Origin of the sequence: Bradyrhizobium sp. YCK136 (genome assembly GCF_044570075.1) — a bacterium.
Taxonomy (GTDB): domain Bacteria; phylum Pseudomonadota; class Alphaproteobacteria; order Rhizobiales; family Xanthobacteraceae; genus Bradyrhizobium; species Bradyrhizobium diazoefficiens.
In genome coordinates this window covers 4,174,189-4,192,746 of sequence record NZ_CP172424.1, presented here as the reverse complement: position 1 = coordinate 4,192,746, position 18,558 = coordinate 4,174,189, and the positions used below count along the sequence as shown (strand labels likewise).

General features: G+C 65.9%; 18 protein-coding genes. 13 read left to right on the top strand and 5 right to left on the bottom strand.

Annotated elements, in window-relative coordinates; translation table 11 throughout:
- Positions 1-166: 166 nt before the first annotated feature.
- From ACFLEY_RS19995 to ACFLEY_RS19985, 3 genes are all read right to left on the bottom strand, one after another.
- Positions 167-658 carry a hypothetical protein gene (locus ACFLEY_RS19995; RefSeq protein ID WP_028171098.1) on the bottom strand — a complete coding sequence of 164 codons (492 nt, stop codon included), beginning with the start codon at positions 656-658 and terminating at the stop codon, positions 167-169.
- A 166-nt stretch (positions 659-824) separates the two neighbouring features.
- Positions 825-1,277, bottom strand: coding sequence for a DNA polymerase III subunit chi (locus ACFLEY_RS19990; RefSeq protein ID WP_011086883.1), 453 nt, complete (start codon positions 1,275-1,277; stop codon positions 825-827).
- A 6-nt stretch (positions 1,278-1,283) separates the two neighbouring features.
- Positions 1,284-2,783, bottom strand: a complete 1,500-nt coding sequence (locus ACFLEY_RS19985) for a leucyl aminopeptidase (protein WP_028171097.1) — start codon at positions 2,781-2,783, stop codon at positions 1,284-1,286.
- 338 nt (positions 2,784-3,121) lie between these two features.
- On the opposite strand from ACFLEY_RS19985, the gene lptF reads away from it, so the two are divergent.
- The 13 genes from lptF to ACFLEY_RS19920 all read left to right on the top strand — a co-directional run bounded on the left by lptF (position 3,122) and on the right by ACFLEY_RS19920 (position 17,032).
- The gene (gene lptF / locus ACFLEY_RS19980; protein WP_011086881.1) at positions 3,122-4,291 is read left to right on the top strand and encodes an LPS export ABC transporter permease LptF; all 1,170 of its coding nucleotides are present in this window, start codon (positions 3,122-3,124) and stop codon (positions 4,289-4,291) included.
- Positions 4,288-5,385: an LPS export ABC transporter permease LptG gene (gene lptG / locus ACFLEY_RS19975; protein ID WP_060911746.1), complete on the top strand. Its 1,098-nt coding sequence runs from the start codon at positions 4,288-4,290 to the stop codon at positions 5,383-5,385. Before lptF ends, lptG begins: the two co-directional genes overlap by 4 nt.
- Entirely contained in the window at positions 5,385-7,871 is a 2,487-nt protein-coding gene (locus ACFLEY_RS19970; RefSeq protein WP_028171095.1) for an LPS-assembly protein LptD, read from the top strand. The genes lptG and ACFLEY_RS19970 overlap by 1 nt, the downstream gene beginning before the upstream one ends.
- Before the next feature lie 68 nt (positions 7,872-7,939).
- The gene (locus tag ACFLEY_RS19965) at positions 7,940-8,866 is read left to right on the top strand and encodes a SurA N-terminal domain-containing protein (RefSeq protein ID WP_060911744.1); all 927 of its coding nucleotides are present in this window, start codon (positions 7,940-7,942) and stop codon (positions 8,864-8,866) included.
- Positions 8,866-9,903, top strand: coding sequence for a 4-hydroxythreonine-4-phosphate dehydrogenase PdxA (gene pdxA, locus ACFLEY_RS19960; RefSeq protein ID WP_060911743.1), 1,038 nt, complete (start codon positions 8,866-8,868; stop codon positions 9,901-9,903). Before ACFLEY_RS19965 ends, pdxA begins: the two co-directional genes overlap by 1 nt.
- Positions 9,903-10,757 carry a 16S rRNA (adenine(1518)-N(6)/adenine(1519)-N(6))-dimethyltransferase RsmA gene (gene rsmA, locus ACFLEY_RS19955; RefSeq protein WP_011086876.1) on the top strand — a complete coding sequence of 285 codons (855 nt, stop codon included), beginning with the start codon at positions 9,903-9,905 and terminating at the stop codon, positions 10,755-10,757. The genes pdxA and rsmA overlap by 1 nt, the downstream gene beginning before the upstream one ends.
- 24 nt (positions 10,758-10,781) lie before the next feature.
- Complete coding sequence (locus tag ACFLEY_RS19950) at positions 10,782-11,840, top strand: alcohol dehydrogenase (RefSeq protein ID WP_060911742.1); 1,059 nt, start codon at positions 10,782-10,784, stop codon at positions 11,838-11,840.
- A 74-nt stretch (positions 11,841-11,914) separates the two neighbouring features.
- Complete coding sequence (locus ACFLEY_RS19945) at positions 11,915-12,145, top strand: hypothetical protein (RefSeq protein WP_038968058.1); 231 nt, start codon at positions 11,915-11,917, stop codon at positions 12,143-12,145.
- 208 nt (positions 12,146-12,353) lie between these two features.
- Positions 12,354-12,545 (top strand): hypothetical protein, encoded by a 192-nt coding sequence (locus ACFLEY_RS19940; protein ID WP_171901258.1) that lies wholly within the window; start codon positions 12,354-12,356, stop codon positions 12,543-12,545.
- Between the two features lie 323 nt (positions 12,546-12,868).
- Positions 12,869-13,033, top strand: a complete 165-nt coding sequence (locus tag ACFLEY_RS19935) for a hypothetical protein (RefSeq protein WP_249162908.1) — start codon at positions 12,869-12,871, stop codon at positions 13,031-13,033.
- Positions 13,034-13,826: 793 nt separating this feature from the next.
- Complete coding sequence (locus ACFLEY_RS19930; RefSeq protein WP_060911740.1) at positions 13,827-15,173, top strand: caspase family protein; 1,347 nt, start codon at positions 13,827-13,829, stop codon at positions 15,171-15,173.
- A 28-nt stretch (positions 15,174-15,201) separates the two neighbouring features.
- The gene (locus ACFLEY_RS19925; RefSeq protein WP_060913066.1) at positions 15,202-15,699 is read left to right on the top strand and encodes a hypothetical protein; all 498 of its coding nucleotides are present in this window, start codon (positions 15,202-15,204) and stop codon (positions 15,697-15,699) included.
- Positions 15,700-15,850: 151 nt separating this feature from the next.
- On the top strand, positions 15,851-17,032 hold the full coding sequence (locus ACFLEY_RS19920; protein WP_060911739.1) for a hypothetical protein: 1,182 nt from the start codon (positions 15,851-15,853) through the stop codon (positions 17,030-17,032).
- Here ACFLEY_RS19920 and gmk read toward each other — a convergent pair.
- A complete protein-coding gene (gene gmk, locus ACFLEY_RS19915) occupies positions 16,965-17,624 on the bottom strand; it encodes a guanylate kinase (protein ID WP_060911738.1) in 660 nt (219 codons plus the stop codon). The genes ACFLEY_RS19920 and gmk overlap by 68 nt on opposite strands.
- A 3-nt stretch (positions 17,625-17,627) precedes the next feature.
- Complete coding sequence (locus tag ACFLEY_RS19910) at positions 17,628-18,515, bottom strand: YicC/YloC family endoribonuclease (RefSeq protein WP_028171087.1); 888 nt, start codon at positions 18,513-18,515, stop codon at positions 17,628-17,630.
- Positions 18,516-18,558: the final 43 nt, after the last annotated feature.

The window sequence follows — 18,558 nt, the reverse complement described above, 5'->3', positions numbered from 1 at the left end:
TGGCTGTCGCGGATGATGTTGTTGTTTTGGTCGCGCGCGGCGCGCGCTCTTCAATTGCGCGATCCGCGCGAACCAGCGGCAAGGACCGTATGTCGAGGTCGATCGCCCTGGCCGCGTTCGGATCGACGACCAGCTCGTAGCGTTGCGCCGGGACGCGGGCTTGCGCTTACGCCGACTTCTTCTTCGCCTTGGGCTTGGTCGCCTTCGGCATCACAGGCGCCTCCGGCGTGCCCTCGATCGAGGACAGGCGTCCGGCCGTGAACGTGTAGATGCCCGCGCGCGGACCGGTCGTCCATGTGACAACGGCAACGCGCCTGCCGACGGCATCATTGGAGAGGTTCACGTTCGAGGGCGCGCCGATGCCGCGCACCACGTCGCATTCGGTATGGCCGAGCGCGACTGTGCCGCCGGCGGCCGCCGGCGCGGTCGTCGATGCATTGGCATCGGCAGGTCCGGGAGGCGCCGCCATGCCGGGACAGGCGCCGTCGGCGCTGACCAGATCCTCAGCCCCGACCGGCTTTTCGGGAGTCAGCGGCGGCGATTCGATCGAGATGTTCCTGATGAACAGGCGGCTGGGCGTGTTGAACCACTGGGCATCCTTGGACAGCAGATCGGTCCCGCCCGAGCAGCCCGCGACCAGCGGTGCTACGGCAGCCAACGCAACTATGAGCGAGCCGGGAAGCTTTTGATGTCGCACGATAAACTAAATTCCCCGCGTGAAGGACCAGCCCTAAACGATTGTCCCAACATCACTTTGCGGCACGAAGGTGGCCGAAGCCAGCATCACCCGTAAAGTGCAAATTATCATTAATTGCGATCGACCGCTAATTCCGCCGCTGCCACCGACCCCGTTCGTCGGCCTGCCAATAGGTGACATCAAATCCCCGCGCCTTGCAATCCGTCCAGGCACTGCGGGCGAGCGCCAGCGCGTCCGGATCGTCGCCGTTGAACAGCAGCACCATGCGCTCATAGCCCTGCGCATCCTGCGGCAGCGCTGCGTTGTCGACCAGAAAGCGGACATGGGCGCCGTTGGGATTGTCCTCCTCGATCGCCAGCACGATCGGCTGATCGGCGGCATCGTTCACGCGCCATGTCGCGTGCGGCAGGAAGGAATCGTCGCGATAGGTCCACAGATGCGCATCGAGCGCATCGGCGCGTTCCTCCGAGGTCGACTGCACCACGACGCGCCAGCCGCGCTCGAGCGATTTCTCGAGAAGCGGCGGCAACACGTTCTCCACCGTCATGTTTTGCAGATGGTAGAACAGCACTTCAGTCATTTTGGATCATTTGCGCTCGTAGTGGTCCGCCACCAGGCGATCCAGGAGGCGGACGCCATAGCCGCTTCCCCAGCTCTGGTTGATGTCGGTCTTCGGCGCGCCCATGGCGGTGCCGGCGATGTCGAGATGCGCCCAGGGCGTGCCGTCGACGAAGCGCTGCAGGAACTGCGCCGCGGTGATCGAACCGCCGTGGCGGCCGCCGGTATTCTTCATGTCGGCGAACTGCGAATCGATCAGCTTGTCGTATTCGGGGCCGAGCGGCAGGCGCCAGACCTTCTCGCCGCTCTCGATGCCGGCCGTCAGCAGCCGGTCGGCAAGTTCGTCATTGTTGGAGAACATGCCGGCATGCTCGGTGCCGAGCGCGACCACGATCGCGCCGGTCAGCGTCGCCAAGTCCACCATGAATTTCGGCTTCGTCTTCTTGGCCACGTACCAGAGCACGTCGGCCAGCACGAGGCGGCCTTCGGCGTCGGTGTTGATGATCTCGATGGTCTGGCCCGACATCGAGGTGACGATGTCGCCCGGCCGCTGCGCATTGCCGTCGGGCATGTTCTCGACGAGGCCGATGGCGCCGACCACGTTGGCCTTGGCCTTGCGCGCCGCAAGCGCGTGCATCAGCCCGACGACGCAGGCAGCCCCGCCCATGTCGCCCTTCATGTCCTCCATGCTGCCGGCCGGCTTGATGGAGATGCCGCCGGTGTCGAAGCAGACGCCCTTGCCGACGAAGGCGACCGGGGCCTCGCCCTTCTTGCCGCCGTCCCAGCGCATGATCACGGTGCGGCTCGGCCGCGTCGAGCCCTGGCCGACGCCGAGCAGCGCGCCCATGCCGAGCTTGTCCATCGCCTTGACGTCGAGCACCTCGACCTTGACACCGAGCTTGCGGAGCAGGCTTGCGCGGCGTGCGAATTCCTCGGGGAAAAGCACATTCGGCGGCTCGTTGACGAGGTCGCGCGCGATGATCACGCCGTCGACGACATGGCCGGCCGAGGCAAACGCCTTCTTGGCCGCGGCGACATCGCCCACCGCAAGCGAGATATCGGCGCGTGAGCCGCCCTCCTCGCCGTCCTTCTTCTTGGTCTTGTAGCGGTCGAACTTGTAGGCGCGCAGCCGGAGCCCCGCGGCGATCGCAACCGCCTGCTCGCTCGTCATGGCGCCGTCAGGCAGTTCCGCCATGATGGTCATCGCGGCAGCAGTGGCGGAGAGCTTGCCCGCCGCCACGCCGCCGAATTTGAGAAAGTCGTTCGCCTTCAGGCCTGTCGCCTTGCCGGCCCCGATCACGATCAGGCGGGTGGCCTTCACCCCCTCCGGCGCCAGGATGTCCAGCGCGGCGCCGCTTTTACCTTTGAAAGCGGCGGCCGAGGCCGCCCGCTTCACAAGTTCGGTAGCGCCGCCGAGCGCCTTGGCGGTCGCCGGGCCCAGCTTCAAACCGTCGTCGCAGAACACGACCAGGATGCCACGGGCGGCAGCAGACAACGGGACGAAGCCGACCTTGATGGCATCGGACATGGGTAACTCCTCCAAAACATGGGGCTTTTGCCGCTCGACGGGTCCGGCCACGGGCCGGCGCTGAACGGCGATTCACTGGACTTTCCCCACTATGGGCCACCGGCCGGGCAGATGCCAAGCACCGCCCGTGGCCGCCAGGCCACAAGAGGGAAATATTAACCATATGTTGAGGGTGCCACGGGGCAGCCATTTTGTTGACGGATCAAAGGGATGGTAGTGAGAGAGTAAGCCGGCGTAAGAGCTGTTTGTCCGACCTTGGGGATCCCCTTCCGGGGATTGGTTGGACGGCCAGAACTCCGGCCGACATTGGGGACTTGGTGGGATTCGTGCGGTAGCGCATGGGGTCAATCGATAGGTATATCTTCCGCACGACGCTGGCGTCGTTTGCGCTGGTCCTGGTCAGCCTCACCGGCGTGATCTGGATTACGCAGGCGTTGCGCGGCATCGACCTGATGACGAGCCAGGGTCAGACCATCCTCACCTTCCTCGGCATCACCAGCCTCGTCGTGCCCGCGCTGGTCCTGATCATCTCGCCGATCGCGCTGATGATCGCGATCTCGCACACCCTGAACAAGCTCGCGACCGATTCCGAGATCATCGTGATGAATGCCGCCGGCTTCTCGCCGTTCCGGCTGTTCTATCCGTTCTTCTACGCCACCTGCGTGGTGGCCCTGCTGGTCGCCTTCATCGCGGCCTATCTTGCGCCCGACGGCATGCGGCGGATCAAGCAGTGGGACGCCGAGATCACCGCCGACGTGCTCACCAACATCCTCCAGCCCGGCCGCTTCGCCCAGCTCGACAAGAACCTGACGATCCGGATCCGCGAGCGCCTGCCGGGCGGCATCCTCGCCGGCATCTTCATCGACGACCGCCGCGATCCCAACGAGCGCGTCTCGATCGTCGCCGAGCATGGCGAGGTCATGAAGAACGACACCGGATCGTTCCTGGTGCTGGAGACGGGAAACCTGCAGCGTTTCGAGGTCGGCAAGCGCGATCCCGCGCTGGTGGCGTTCGGCCGTTACGGCTTCGACATGTCGAAGTTCTCCGGTCAAGGCCGCGACGTCACCCTCGGCATCCGCGAGCGCTATCTCTGGGAGCTGTTCTCGCCGTCCGAGGATGATCCCGTCTACAAGCAGATTCCCGGTCAGTTCCGCTCGGCCTTGCACGACAGCCTGTTGGCGCCGATCTATCCGTTCGCCTTTGCCGTGCTGACCTTCGCCTTCCTCGGTGCGCCTCGCACCACCCGCCAGAGCCGCAATTTCTCGATCGGCTCGTCCATCGTCGCAGTGTTCGGCCTGCGCATGGCCGGCTTCGCCTGCTCGGTGATGGCGGTGAAGTCGCCCGCCGCGGTGCTGGTCCAATACGCGATGGTGTTGGGCGCCATCGGCGTCGGGATGTGGATGATCGTCGGCGGCATCGTGGTCGAGCCGCCGCCCCGCCTCATGGAGGCCATCAACAGGTCGAACGCGCGCATCGCACGGTTGTTCGGACGGCCGGCCACCGCATGAGCATGCTCACCAATACACTCGGGCGCTATTTCGCCGGCCGCTTCGTGGTCGCGGCGCTCGGCGTGTTCGCCAGCATCTTCCTGCTGCTGGTGCTGGTCGATTACATCGAGATGGTGCGCAAGACCTCCGGCCTTGCGCCCGCCTCGGCGATCATGGTGGCCGAGACCTCGCTGTTCCGGGTGCCGCAGCTCCTGGAGAAACTGACGCCGTTCTGCATGCTGATCGGCGCCATGACCTGCTATCTCGCGCTCTCGCGAAGGCTCGAGCTCGTGGTCGCGCGCGCCGCCGGCGTCTCGGCCTGGCAGTTCATCTCGCCGGCGCTCGGCAGCGCGCTCCTGATCGGGGTGATCGCCACCGTCGCCTACAATCCGATGTCGGCCAATCTGCGCGAGCTCTCCAAGCGCATGGAGGCCGAGCTGTTCGGCTCGGCGCCCGGCGGCGGCATCCAGGACGCCTCCGGCTTCTGGCTCAACCAGGTGACCAACGACGGCCAAACGATCATCAATGCGGCGCGCAGCGAGCAGCAGGGCGTCCGGCTCACGGGGCTCACGCTGTTCCGGTTTGACACAGAGCAGCACTTCAAGGAACGCGTCGAGGCGCGCGAGGCGGAGCTCGAAGTCGGCCAGTGGATATTCAGGAACGTCCGCCGCTTCTCGCTCGACGGGCCGCCGATCGAGCAGGCCGTTCTGGCGATTCCGACGACGTTGACCGAGGCCCAGGTCCGCAACAGCTTTTCCACACCCGAGACTGTGTCCTTTTGGCAACTACCGAGCTACATCCGCTCCTCCGAAAGCTCAGGCTTCGCGACAGCCGGCTATCGACTCCAGTATCACAAGCTGTTGGCGCAGCCGTTTTTGCTCGCCGCCATGGTGATGCTCGCGGCCTCGGTGTCGTTGCGTTTCTTCCGGATGGGCGGCGTGCAGAAGATGGTTTTGAGTGGCGTGGGCGCAGGCTTTCTGCTCTACGTTCTGTCGAAAGTGACTGAAGACTTGAGCAAGGCTGAGTTGATGCATCCGATCGCTGCGGCGTGGTTGCCCGTGGTGGTGGGCGGCCTCACCGGCTTTTTGGCCTTGTTGTACCAGGAGGACGGTTAGTGACTGCCGTCCATCGAGGGCCCGTGTCTCGTTTGACGCGCCGCACTGTGATGCGCGCGAACGGGCGCGGCTTGTCCGTGCGCAGGCTTCTGCTCGCCGTCGTCGCTGCCGTCTCGCTCGGCGGGCTGATCGACATTGCAGCCGTGGCGCCGGCCTCGGCCCAGTTCACCTATAATCCGCTGCCGCCGCGCCCGAAGCCGCCGAAGGCCGCCAACGACAACCAGATGCTGGTTCAGGCGACCGAGGTCGACTACGACTACAACAATTCGCGCGTCTCCGCGGTCGGTAACGTCCAGCTGTTCTACAACGGCACCAGCGTCGAGGCCGACAAGGTCATCTACGACCAGAAGACCAAGCGGCTCCATGCCGAAGGCAACATCCGCATGACGGATGCCGACGGCAAGATTACCTATGCCGAGATCATGGATCTCTCGGACGATTACCGCGACGGTTTCGTCGATTCGCTGCGCGTGGACACCGCCGACCAGACCCGCATGGCCGCGACCCGTGCCGACCGGTCCAGCGGCAACTACACGGTGTTCGACAACGGCGTCTACACGGCCTGCGCGCCGTGCAAGGACGATCCGAAGAAGCCGCCGCTGTGGCAGGTCAAGGGTGCGCGCATCATCCACGACCAGCAGGAGAAGATGCTGTACTTCGAGACGGCGCAGCTCGAATTCTTCGGCGTGCCGATCGCCTACATGCCCTATTTCTCGACGCCCGACCCGACCGTGAAGCGCAAGTCCGGCTTCCTGATGCCCGGCTACTTCCCCGGCACGACGAACACCGGCTTCGGCGCCGAAGTTCCCTATTATTGGGCGATCGCGCCCGACATGGACGCAACCTTCACCCCGCGCTTCATGTCGCGACAGGGCGCGCTGCTGCAAGGCGAATTCCGTCAGCGCTTGATCGACGGCGCCTATCAGATCCGCGCCTACGGCATCTACCAGCTCGATCCCGGAGCCTTTGCCGGGCAGCCCGGAGACCGCCAGTTCCGCGGCGCTATCGACACCAAGGGTCAGTTCGCGCTGAACGACAAATGGGTCTGGGGTTGGGACGGTGTCCTGATGTCCGACTACTATTTCTTCTCGGACTATCGCCTCGCGGCCTACAGGGACCCGCTCGGATCGTTCCTGAACCTGCCGACCGATGCGATCTCGCAGCTTTATCTGACCGGCGTCGGCAATCGCAGCTTCTTCGACGCGCGCACGATGTACTGGCTGAGCTTCTCGGGCAACCAGAACCAGGTGCCGATCGTCTACCCCGTGATCGACTACTCGAACGTGCTCAACTATCCGGTGTTCGGCGGCGAGTTCAGCTACAAGACCAACTTCGTGAACCTGTCGCGTGACACCGCCGTGTTCGATCCGATCACGACGCTCGCCAACACCAACAGCCTGTGCACGACGGCGTCGGCCGATCCGCTCGCGCGCACGCCGTCGCAGTGCCTGCTGCGCGGCTTCCCCGGCACCTATACCCGCCTGACGGCGGAAGCGCAGTGGCGCAAATCCTTCACCGACCCGCTCGGCCAGATCTGGACGCCGTTCGCCAGCCTCCGTGCCGATGCGATCAACTCCTCGGTCTCGAACCAGCCGGGCGTGTCGAACTACCTGCCGGTCGGCGACACCCAGGCGATCCGCCTGATGCCGACCGTCGGCCTCGAATACCGCTATCCCTTCATCAACGTTCAGCCCTGGGGCTCGACCACCATCGAGCCGATCGCGCAGATCATCATCCGCCCGAACGAGACCTATGCCGGCAAGCTGCCGAACGAGGACGCGCAGAGCATGGTGTTCGACACATCGAACCTGTTCAGCGTCGACAAGTTCTCCGGCTACGACCGCGTCGAGGGCGGCGGCCGCGCCAATGTCGGCGTGCAGGCCACCACGCAGTTCGACAGGGGCGGCGCCGTCAAGACGCTGTTCGGCCAGTCCTACCAGCTGTTCGGCATGAACTCCTACGCGGTCCAGGACTCCATCAACACGGGCCTGGATTCCGGTCTCGACAAGCCTCGCTCCGACTACGTGGCGAGCATCGCCTACTCGCCCAACCGCACCTACACGTTCAGCGTCCGCTCCCGCATGGACGAGCAGACCTGGAACGTCCAGCGTTTCGAGGCGGAAGGCCGCGCCAACTTCGATCGCTGGTCGATCAGCGTGATGTACGGCAACTACGCGGCACAGCCGGAACTCGGCTATCTGACGCGCCGCGAGGGCATCCTGACCTCGGGCTCGCTCAAGGTCGCGACCAACTGGGTGGTGTCGGGCTCGGCGCGCTGGGACCTCGAGGCCAACAAGATCAACCAGTATGTGCTCGGCGCCGGCTATGTCGACGATTGCTTCGTGTTGGCGGCGAACTATGTAACTTCGTATAGCTATTCGGCGGGCACTACGCCGCCAGTGCTGAGCCATGCGTACATGTTCACGTTCGGGCTGCGTACGCTGGCGACCTCGTCGACGACCAGCAGTACCGGCGGCCTCCAGTAAACGGTTTGAAGTGCCGACCGCGTTGCCCCAATCGCAGGTTCACCGCGGCTGACATGCGAGCGAGATCCATGACGACTGCCTTGCCTTTGTTCCGCCTCCTCCTCGTCCTCGCCGCCCTGTTTCTGGCCGGCACGCCGTCGCGCGCGCAGAACATCGTCGTCATGGTCAACGGCGATCCGATCACCGATTTCGACATCGACCAGCGCTCCAAGCTCGACCTGCTGACGACGCAGAAGACCCCGAGCCGGCAGGAGGTCATCAACGAGCTGATCGACGACAGGGTGAAGCTGAAGGAAGGCAAGAAGTACGGCGTCGATCCCGGCGTCTCCGACATCAACCAGTCCTTCGAGGGCATGGCGCAGCGCATGCGCATCACGACGGATCAGCTGACCAAGTCGCTCGAGGTCAAGGGCGTCCGCCCGGAGACGTTGAAGGCCCGCATGAAGTCCGAGATGGTCTGGACCAGCCTCGTGCGCGGCCGCTTCAAGGAGAAGCTGATGGTCGGCGAGCGCGACGTCGCGCAGGCGGTGCAGGCCCAGGCCGGCGACAAGCTGCAGATCGAGGGCACCGAATACAAGATGCAGCCGATCGTGCTGATCGTGCCGCGCGGCTCGTCTCCGGCCTTTCAGGAAACGCGGATGAAGGAAGCCGAACAATATCGCTCGCGCGTTGCGAGCTGCGAGGAGGCCAATTCGCTGTTCCGCTCGACGCCGAACGCCACCATCCGCGAGAGCCTCACCAAGACGACCGCGGAGCTGCCCGAGGCGCTGCGCAAGGTGCTCGACGACACGCCGATCGGCCATCTGACCGCGCCGGAGGTGACCAAGGCGGGCATCGAGATGGTGGTGCTCTGCTCACGCAAGCCGACCATGATCGACACGCCGAAGAAGCGCGAGGTCCGCGAGAAGATGTATCAGGAGAAGTACGAGAAGACCCAGAAGGCCTATCTCGACGAGCTCCGCAAGGCGGCGATGATCGAATATCGCAACCGCTGATGGCCAACCACGCAGCAAAGCCCCTCGCCCTGACCCTGGGAGAGCCTGCCGGCATCGGCCCCGACATCACGATCGCAGCCTGGCTCCGGCGCCGCGAGCTGAACCTGCCCGCCTTCTACCTGCTCGGCGACGAGGCGCTGATCGCGCGGCGCGCCAAGACACTGGACAAGACCCTGGGTACGGCGCTCGGCGCCGAGATCCGGATCGCCTCCGTGAGCGCACACGAAGCCGCGGCCGCCTTCACCGAGGCCCTGCCGGTGGTTGCGACCGGCGAGCGCGCCACGGCCGAACCCGGCCAGCCCGACGCCTCGAGCGCGCCGGCTGCGCTCGCCTCGATCCGCCAGGCGGTGGCCGATGTCCGGGCCGGCCGCGCCGCCGCCGTCGTCACCAATCCGATCGCCAAGAGCGTGCTCTACCGCGCGGGCTTCCGCCATCCCGGCCACACCGAATTCCTCGCCGAGCTCGCCGCAGAGGACGGCCGCGTGCCGCAGCCGGTGATGATGCTGTGGTCGCCGCGGCTCGCCGTGGTGCCCGTGACCATCCATGTCTCCTTGCGCGATGCGCTGTCCCAGCTCACGAGCGAATTGATCGTCTCGACCGTGCGCATCGTCGCGACCGAACTGAAATCCCGCTTCGGCATCGCGCGGCCGCGTATCGCGATCTCCGGACTCAATCCGCACGCCGGCGAGGACGGCTCGCTCGGCCACGAGGAGCAGACCATCATCGCGCCTGCGCTCAAGACATTGCGCAACGACGGCATCGACGCCAGGGGGCCGCTGCCGGCCGACACCATGTTCCACGAGGCCGCGCGCAGCCTCTATGACTGCGCGGTCTGCATGTATCACGACCAGGCGCTGATCCCGATCAAGACGGTCGCCTTCGACGACGCCGTCAACGTCACGCTCGGCCTGCCCTTCATCCGTACCTCGCCCGATCACGGCACCGCCTTCGACATCGCCGGCACCGGCAAAGCCAATCCGGCGAGCCTGATCGCAGCGCTTCAGCTCGCCAGCCGCATGGCGGCTGCCAAGACCTGATGAGCGCGATCGACGACCTCCCGCCGTTGCGCGAGGTCATTCGCCAGCACGCGCTGTCGGCCCGCAAATCGCTCGGCCAGAATTTCCTGCTCGATCTCAACCTCACCGCGCGCATCGCGCGCGCGGCGGCGCCACTGGACAACTCCACCATCGTCGAGATCGGCCCGGGCCCGGGAGGACTAACCCGCGCCCTGCTTGCGCTCGGCGCCAGGCGCGTCGTCGCCATCGAGCATGACGAGCGCGCGATCCCCGCCCTGCAAGATATTTCCGCGCGCTATCCCGGCCGGCTCGAGATCGTCCACGGCGATGCCATGACCTTCGACCCGCGTCCGCTGCTCAATGGCGAAAGCGCAAAGATCGTCGCCAACCTGCCCTACAACATCGCGACCCAGCTTCTGATCAACTGGCTCACCACCGAACCATGGCCGCCCTGGTACGACATGATGGTCCTGATGTTCCAGCGCGAGGTCGGCGAGCGCATCGTGGCGCGCGAGGACGAGGAAGCCTATGGCCGCCTCGGCGTGCTCGCCAACTGGCGCTGCGAGACGAAGATCCTGTTCGACATCGCGCCGTCCGCCTTCGTGCCGCCGCCGAAGGTCACCTCCTCCGTCGTGCGCCTGGTGCCGCGCGCCGAGCCCCTGCCATGCGATCGAAAAATGCTCGAGCAGGTCGCGGCGGCCGCGTTCGGCCAGCGCCGCAAGATGCTGCGGCAAAGCCTGAAATCGCTCGGCGTCGATCCGGCGCGGCTTGCGCAGGCCGCCGGCGTCGATGCGACGCGGCGCGCCGAGACCATTCCGATATCCGGCTTTGTTGCCATGGCGCGTGAATTGGCGGATATACGCAGCGAAGGCTAAGACAGAAATTCCGGAGGAAAGAAAATGGCGTTGATGCGTCGGCAGTCGCTGGTCAAGTTCGATGCGCCCTTGTGCGAGACCATCGTCGACACGCCAAAGCCGAAAGGCGCCGAGGTGCTGGTGCGCATCGAGCGCTGCGGCCTCTGCCATTCGGATCTGCACATCCAGGACGGCTATGCCGATCTCGGCGGCGGCAAGAAGCTCGACACCACGCGCGGCATGACGCTGCCCTTCACGCTCGGCCACGAGATCGCCGGCGTCGTCGATGAAGTCGGCCCCGACGTTCCGGCCGGCCTCGTCGGCAGCAAGAAGGCGGTGTTTCCGTGGATCGGCTGCGGCCAGTGCCGCGACTGTGCCAACGGCGACGAGAACCTCTGCGTCAAGCAGCGCTTCCTCGGCGTCTCCATCGACGGCGGTTTCGCCACCCACGTGCTTGTGCCCGACGCGAAATACCTGCTCGACTACGATCCCCTGCCCGTCAACCAGGCCGCGACGCTGATGTGCTCCGGCGTCACCGCCTACGGCGCGCTCAAGCGCCTGGTCGACCGTCCGCGCCAGCGCAACTTGCTGCTGATCGGCCTCGGCGGCGTCGGCATGATGGGCCTGTCGTTCGCGCAGGCGATGTTCAAGCAGCCGATCACGGTCGCCGATCTCTCGCCGGCCGCGCGCGACACCGCACTGAAGAACGGCGCAGCCAACGCCTACGATCCGGCCGAGCCCGACGTGATCAAGCGCATCCTCAAGGAGACCGAAGGCGGTTTTGACGAGATCGTCGATTTCGCCGGCAACGAGAAGTCGATGGCGTTTGCGGTCGCGGTCGCCGCGCGCGGCGGCAAGATCGTGGTCTCCGGCCTGATGGGCGGCCAGTTCACGCTGCCCATGGTGCAATGGGTCTACAAGCGCATGACCATCGAAGGCTTCATGGTCGGCACGCTTGCGGAGGCCAAGGAGCTGATGGCACTCGCCCGCGCCGGCAAGATCAAGCCGACACCGATGCGCGAGGAGCCGATGGGCGACGTCCAGAAATGGATCGACGAACTGCGCGCCGGCAAGGTCGTCGGCCGCATCGTGCTGAAGAACTGACACCGCCCGCGGCGGCCGGACGCAAGTTTCGCCCGCCGCGCGGAACGGCTGCGGCCACGCCGCGTTGGCAGAGTATGTCCATTCGCTGCACCGTCGAGAGCGCGTTCTTCATCGCCTGGGGCTTCCTGGAGCAGAGCGGAGAGCTCGGCCCTCCGGACGAGACCGCGAATGTCCTTCTCGACGCCATCGAAGCCCAGCTCAGGACCGGTGAACGCCGGCAGTTGATGCTCGCGAACAGAGCGATCGATACCTGGCGTGCCCACGCGGCGAAGCGCCGGCCGTCGCAGGAAGCCCGCTTCGGATGATGGGCGGCGGGCGATCCCCTCGGGCCCCGTTCCGGCAAATGCGCCACCGCCATCGAGCCCAATGCCCGCCCCTTCGATGAAGACAGGAAGCTTCCGCTCCGCCACACCATCATGCCGGTTGCCAGCCGATCACTTCGGCCTGACATTGGAACGTCGCGCGCCTCGGGCGCGTTTGTCTCTCGTGAAGGCAACGACGGAGTCAGAGCTGATGACAAGGCCGCTGACGAAGACAGTGCAACCTGTTCCTGAAGAAAACCGGAGCCACAAGGGCGCCGGCAGCGCGCCGTCGGTCCCGGTCGACACCACCAAGGGCCACCGCGACGACGAGAAGCAGAATATTCGCGAGCAGGCGGCGCACGGCAATCTCACCCAGAACACAAGCAACAGGCGCAAGGGATAAGCGATACACCGGGGGGGTAAAACGAGGAGAGACGAACGTGGTCAGTCTCGGCAAGTGGTACGATCCGATATCCGAACGCTGGATCGTACCGCGCGAACCCCGCCCTGAGACGCCATCCTCCCCAACGAGCGAGAACCACGTCCTGGAGCTTCAGAGGACGGTCGAAATCCAGCGCATCTGGCGCGCGCTCGTCGATTGCTGCGCACGCGACTGATGCTCGCGCGCAGCAGAGGAACCTGTCGTCGGCTGCGCTGTTGTCATTCCGCATGAACGATCCCGCATCGCCCGCAAGGCCAGTCGCAGTCGCGATACGCTATCTGTCGATGATCGTCGGCTGCGCTTGCCTGCTGCTCGCGGCTGTTTGCTTCGCTATCGCGGCGCAAGTCTTTGTTCAGACCGGCGTCTTCGCGCAATCCTACGCGTTGGTGGGCCTCATCAGCGCCGCGCTGGGGCTGCTGGCGCTGACGTTGGCGCGCGTCTGGAAATAGGCTTGCCCGACGGGTCGCGAGGGGCGCCCTTGAACCATGCGCGTCATTCCGGGGCGCAAAACACCCCGTCAATCCCCTCACGCAAAAATATTTCACTTTTCCGAATTTCGGATTTATGGCATACACCCCCTCACCTCGGCCCTGCCAAAGGGGCGTTCGCGACCGTCACGACATGCGGGCCGGGTGGCGGTGGACGCGGCAGCGTCGGCGCGGTCCGTGCGATGACAGGGCGGGCAACCGTGAGCCATCCACGCGACGCGGTACGACACGGCGCAGTTACAGCGGCTTCGTCGGTCGTCTTGGGTGAGCACGCGCCAGCCCCTGACGATCCGGCAAAGCCGTCCGCGGACGGAGAAGTCGTGTGGTCCTGACGCCCGGGGTCTGTGCGTCAAGTCCTGCGGTGATGTGGCGGCCCGACCGGGCGCGCGTATCAGTGATCGGCAGGGCGACGGGGGCAATAGTGCATCGCTCCGCGGGGAGAGCACGAAGGACACCGTTAAAACCATCCGCGCAGGGAAGGCCGGGCGACCGGCATCACCTGTGGTCCAAACCGTGTGCATTTCTATCGCGCACGGACGTGCGGGTGCCGCCGGCGCCCGGCCTTCCCTGCGCCCTTTGGCCTCCATCGGGCCGCGAACGGAAGCAAGGCTCGGGCAAGACCTGCCGCGGGAACGCACAGCCGCGCCTCTTTCCCGGCACGATGCGGACGGGCCCGTGGCCGCACAGAATGTCGCACCGCTTTTCGCCCGCGCACCTAGCTGGTACATTGGCGCCATTGCTTTGGGGAATTTTTATGCGCGCGAGGATTTTCAATCGCGTTGTGGGGCTGGCGGCACTCGCCACAGCGCTGCTCGTCGCCGCGGCAACGCCCGCATCCGCCGATAAGCGCATCGCGCTCGTCGTCGGCAACTCCGCCTACAAGAACATCACGCCGCTCGACAACCCGTCCAAGGACGCCAGCCTGATGGCGGAGACGCTCGGCACGCTCGGCTTCACACTGGTCGGCGGCCGCGCCCAGCTCGATCTCGACAAGGGCGCGATGGACATCGCGGTGCAGAGCTTCGGCCGGCACGTGCAAGGCGCCGACGTCGCGCTGTTCTACTATGCCGGCCACGGTGTCCAGGTCGCCGGCTCCAACTATCTCGTGCCGGTCGGCGCCAATCCGACGCGCGAGGCCGACGTCGACTTCCAGATGACCGACGTCAATCTCGTGCTGCGCCAGATGCAGGGGTCCGGCACGCGGCTCAACCTTGTCATCCTCGACGCCTGCCGCAACAACCCCTTTGGCTCACGCGGCTTACGATCGTCCGATGGCGGCCTCGCGCAAATGCGCGCACCCGAGGGCACGCTGATCTCCTACGCGACGCAACCCGGCAACGTCGCCCAGGACGGCAGCGACGGCCATAGCCCCTACACCAAGGCGCTGGCTGCGACGATCCGGACCGCAGGTCTCGACGTATTCCAGACCTTCAACCAGGTCGGCCTCGCGGTGAAGCGCGCCACATCGGGCGCGCAGCAGCCCTGGGTGTCGTCCTCGCCGATCGACGGCACCTTCTATTTCGTGCCGCCGACGCAAGCCGCGCCGCCACAGGTCGCGGCGATGCAGCCCGATTCCTTGCCGGCGGACCGCCTGCGCGCCGATCCCGACCGCGTGCCCTTGCGCGATGCCGCCTTGCTCAGCGAACTCAGCGAACGGCTCTACGAGCTCAATTTCGATCCTGACACGCCCGACGGCCTTACCCGCGCGATCACGAAGCTTCAGCAGCGGATATCCATGGCGCCGACCGGAGAGGCGACCGAAGGCCTGCTGCTGCGGATGCGCAAGATGGAGGATCTGAAGCCATGGGGCTCGATCGTTTACGGCCCCGACGGCAGCAAATGGGGCATGTCGTGGAACCACGCCTCGCGGCGCGCGGCGGTCGCGGATGCGCGCGGCAACTGCGCCGGCGCCAAATGTCCGATCGAGCTTTCCTTCTATGGCAAGGGCTGCGGCGCCTTCGCGATCTCCGACAAATCCTGGTCGCTGGTCCAGCGCGAGGGCGTCCAGCGCGCCAGGGATGCCGCGCTTGACGAATGCGGCAAGGCTGGCAAGGCTTGCCGCATTATCGGATCCGTCTGCGCCGACGGCTCCGGCCGCTGATACGATTTTCATTTTGGATTATTTGCCCATGCCCAACGCCACTGCCCGCACGTTCGCTCTCGCCTCCCTCCTCGCCCTCGCCTCGTCGTCCGCCTTCGCGCAATCCGGCAGCGCCGGTGGCTCGATCGGCAATGACGAGAAATCGCTGTCCGGCTCGCGCCAGGATCCTTCTTCAGGCCGCTCGGCCGAGCCCGCGCCCTCCGCGCGCCGGAGCAAGCCGGCGGCCGAGGAACGCTCGGCGCCGCGGAGAAGCGGCGGCGGTGGTGGCGGCGGTTTCGACGGCGCCTGGGTCGTCCTCAGCGTCGGCTGCGGCGGTTCGACCTCCGGCGCGGTGGTCGTGAGCTCGGGCCGGGTCATCGGCGAGGGCGTCAGCGGCAGCGTCAGCGCGAGCGGCGCGGTTCATACCTCCGGCGCGGGCAATGGCGTGACCTTCACGGGCGCCGGCCGCCTTTCGGGGCGCAGCGGTTCCGGAACCTTCCGCCGCTCCGACGGCTGCTCGGGAACATGGACCTCGACCAAACAATAATGGTCGAAAATGCCTGATTTCGCGGCGGAACGATCGCCGCGCAGGCCCGATTCAAGCCACATCCTCTCCGGATTTGCGGCTCATTGCCACCCAACTCTTTGAAGAGAAAGGGAAGGTTAAGAGTTGCGTCATGCGTAACCGGGAGACCAGGATGGGCAACCGCACCGCGAAATTCATATCAGCGCTTGTTGGCAGTATCATTGCCGGCGCCCCCCTCGCTGCGGTGTCGCAGAACGCGCCGAGCACGTCGAGCACGGCCAATGCGGCCGCCGACTGCCTCACCTCGCCGAAAAGCACCGCGCCGCAGGGACAGCACTGGCACTATCGCCTCGATCGCGCGACCAAGCGGCAGTGCTGGTACCTGCGTGCCGAAGGCGGCAAGGCGACGCAGAGCGCGCAAGCGACGGCCGACACGCCAAACGCAGATTCAGCAGCGCCGCCGTCGGTGCAGAATGCGCGCGCGGAATACATTGCACCGCAGACTGGTGCCGCGCCGAGCTCGCCGAACATGACCGCGCCTGCGCCAACGAGCGCGCCACAGGTCATGCAACAGCCGCCGGGCGCCATCGCCGACAACAACGCGCAGCAGCCCGCCGTCGCCGCGCGCTGGCCCGATGCTTCCGCGAGTTCCGCTGCGCCCGCACCCGCAACGCAGCCGGGCGCGACACCACCGGCAAAGGCCAACGCCCCGGTGGCGCTCGCCGCGGCCGAAATTCCCGCCGACAAGCCGACCGGCTCGCTCCAGACGCTCCTGCTCGTGATCGGCGGCGCTTTGGCGATCGCCGGCATCCTCGCCAGCGTCATCTACCGCTTCGCCGGTGCGCGCTCCCGCGTCAAGGCGAGCGACCACCGCCGCGTGAATTGGGACGATTGGGAGCCGCAGGACCAGGACGAGAGCCGCGCGCCCTGGCTCAAGGCGATGCCGGCCGTCACGCCGCGCGCGCAGCCGCCGCGCCCGATCGACTTCGATGCCGCACGTCCGCAGGCGGCACAGCTCGCCGCGATCGACCGCGAGATCGATGTGATCGACGCACACGAGCCGGCTGGCGTCGCCGAAGTCGTGGAATCCGGCGAGTCTCAGGTCGCGGTATTCGACAGGGAATTCGAGATCGGGGCCAGTTCACCCCGGTTAGCCGCGGACCGAGCCGACAGCGATGAAAAGCCGGCTGGTCGCGACGAGGATGCGGTCGACGTCGACATCATCACCGCGATGCTGGAACGGCTGGCGCAGGAAGGGCCGCGGCTGAGGCAGCCTGGCCCTGGCTCTAACCCTGCAGCTGGCCTTGCAAACCTCGCACGAAACCAACGAGGCCAATCCGCCGCTCGCGCTTGAGGCGCTCGGCCTTCAGGATCGATTGCACCTCGGCGAAGGCCTCGTCGACGTCGTGGTTGATCACGATGTAGTCGTACTCGGCCCAGTGGCTCATCTCGTGGCTGGCGCGGCTCATGCGCTTGCGGATCACCTCGTCGGAATCCTGCGCGCGCGAATGCAGCCGCTTCTCGAGATCGCCGGCCGACGGCGGCAGGATGAAGACGCGAACGACGTCGACGCTTGCCTTCTGGTGCAGTTGCTGCGTGCCCTGCCAGTCGATGTCGAACAGCACGTCCTGCCCCGCCGACAGCGCCGCCTCGACCGGCGCACGCGGCGTCCCGTAGAGATTGTCGAACACGGTGGCCCATTCGAGCAGTTCACCCTGCTGCACCATCGTTTCGAACTTGGGCTTACTCACGAAGAAATAGTCGCGCCCCTCGACCTCTCCCGGCCGCATCTGACGCGTGGTCGCCGACACGGACATCTTCAGGCCGGGCTCCCGCTCGAGCAGCAGCCGCGACAGCGTCGTTTTGCCTGCGCCCGACGGCGAGGACAGCACGAACATCAATCCACGCCGCTCGACACCGTCAGTTCCGTGACCGCCCGTCGTCATCGATCACTCCAGATTCTGGACCTGCTCGCGAAATTGCTCGACCACGTTTTTCATGGCGAGCCCCGTATTGGTCAGCTCGATGTCGTTCGACTTCGAGCAGCAGGTATTGACCTCGCGGTGAAACTCCTGCGCCAGGAAGTCGAGCTTGCGCCCGATCGGGCCGCCCTTGCCGATCAGCTCGCGCGCCTGCGCGATATGCGAGGCGATACGGTCGAGCTCCTCGCGGATGTCGGCCCTGGTCGCGATCAGGATCGCCTCCTGCATCAGGCGGTCGGGATCGAAACGGTCGGAGGTGTCGAGCAGCGTTGCGATCTGCTCGGCGAGCCTGGCCTTGATCGCCTCCGGCTTGCGGCCGGGTGCGGCTTCGGCCTTCTTTGCCAGTTGCTCGACCTCGTCCACCCGCTGGGTCAGGATCTGCCCGAGCGAGGTCCCCTCGCGCTTGCGCATCTCGACGAGATCGGCGAGCGCCTTGTCGAAGGCCTCCGCTGCCGCGGCGCGCGCCGCCTTGTCCTCTTCCTCGTCGCCCTCGGGCTCGGCGACCTCGACGACGCCCTTGATGGCGAGCAGGCCGTCGACGCTCGGTGCCACCGCATCGACCTTTCCGGCGATCATCGAGGCGGCTTTCAGGACGGCGTTGAGCACGTCCTCGTTGACACGGACGGAGGCGGCGGCATTGGCGCGCTTGACGTTGAGATTGGCGTAGACGGTGCCGCGCGACAAAAGCTCGCCGGCGCGCTTCTTGGCGTGGGCCTCGAGCTCGTCGAACCCCTGCGGCAGCCGCACCCTGAGGTCAAAGCCCTTGGCGTTGACCGACTTCAATTCCCATTCGAACGTGTACGGCCCGCTAGCGCCGTGGCTTCGGGCAAAGCCGGTCATGGACGACAGCGCCATCAGGTCAAATTCTCCAGAAACACAGGATTCGCGAGGCTATCAA

What these genes read in the sequence shown, in the direction of transcription:
- ACFLEY_RS19940 (WP_171901258.1), top strand. Translation starts at nt 12,354, where the DNA reads ATGACAAGGCCGCTGACGAAGACAGTGCAACCTGTTCCTGAAGAAAAC.
- ACFLEY_RS19930 (WP_060911740.1), top strand. Translation starts at nt 13,827, where the DNA reads ATGCGCGCGAGGATTTTCAATCGCGTTGTGGGGCTGGCGGCACTCGCC.
- ACFLEY_RS19925 (WP_060913066.1), top strand. Translation starts at nt 15,202, where the DNA reads ATGCCCAACGCCACTGCCCGCACGTTCGCTCTCGCCTCCCTCCTCGCC.
- pdxA (WP_060911743.1), top strand. Translation starts at nt 8,866, where the DNA reads ATGGCCAACCACGCAGCAAAGCCCCTCGCCCTGACCCTGGGAGAGCCT.
- ACFLEY_RS19910 (WP_028171087.1), bottom strand. Translation starts at nt 18,515, where the DNA reads ATGGCGCTGTCGTCCATGACCGGCTTTGCCCGAAGCCACGGCGCTAGC.
- ACFLEY_RS19965 (WP_060911744.1), top strand. Translation starts at nt 7,940, where the DNA reads ATGACGACTGCCTTGCCTTTGTTCCGCCTCCTCCTCGTCCTCGCCGCC.
- ACFLEY_RS19950 (WP_060911742.1), top strand. Translation starts at nt 10,782, where the DNA reads ATGGCGTTGATGCGTCGGCAGTCGCTGGTCAAGTTCGATGCGCCCTTG.
- rsmA (WP_011086876.1), top strand. Translation starts at nt 9,903, where the DNA reads ATGAGCGCGATCGACGACCTCCCGCCGTTGCGCGAGGTCATTCGCCAG.
- lptG (WP_060911746.1), top strand. Translation starts at nt 4,288, where the DNA reads ATGAGCATGCTCACCAATACACTCGGGCGCTATTTCGCCGGCCGCTTC.
- ACFLEY_RS19920 (WP_060911739.1), top strand. Translation starts at nt 15,851, where the DNA reads ATGGGCAACCGCACCGCGAAATTCATATCAGCGCTTGTTGGCAGTATC.
- gmk (WP_060911738.1), bottom strand. Translation starts at nt 17,624, where the DNA reads ATGACGACGGGCGGTCACGGAACTGACGGTGTCGAGCGGCGTGGATTG.
- ACFLEY_RS19945 (WP_038968058.1), top strand. Translation starts at nt 11,915, where the DNA reads ATGTCCATTCGCTGCACCGTCGAGAGCGCGTTCTTCATCGCCTGGGGC.
- ACFLEY_RS19985 (WP_028171097.1), bottom strand. Translation starts at nt 2,783, where the DNA reads ATGTCCGATGCCATCAAGGTCGGCTTCGTCCCGTTGTCTGCTGCCGCC.
- ACFLEY_RS19990 (WP_011086883.1), bottom strand. Translation starts at nt 1,277, where the DNA reads ATGACTGAAGTGCTGTTCTACCATCTGCAAAACATGACGGTGGAGAAC.
- ACFLEY_RS19935 (WP_249162908.1), top strand. Translation starts at nt 12,869, where the DNA reads ATGATCGTCGGCTGCGCTTGCCTGCTGCTCGCGGCTGTTTGCTTCGCT.
- lptF (WP_011086881.1), top strand. Translation starts at nt 3,122, where the DNA reads ATGGGGTCAATCGATAGGTATATCTTCCGCACGACGCTGGCGTCGTTT.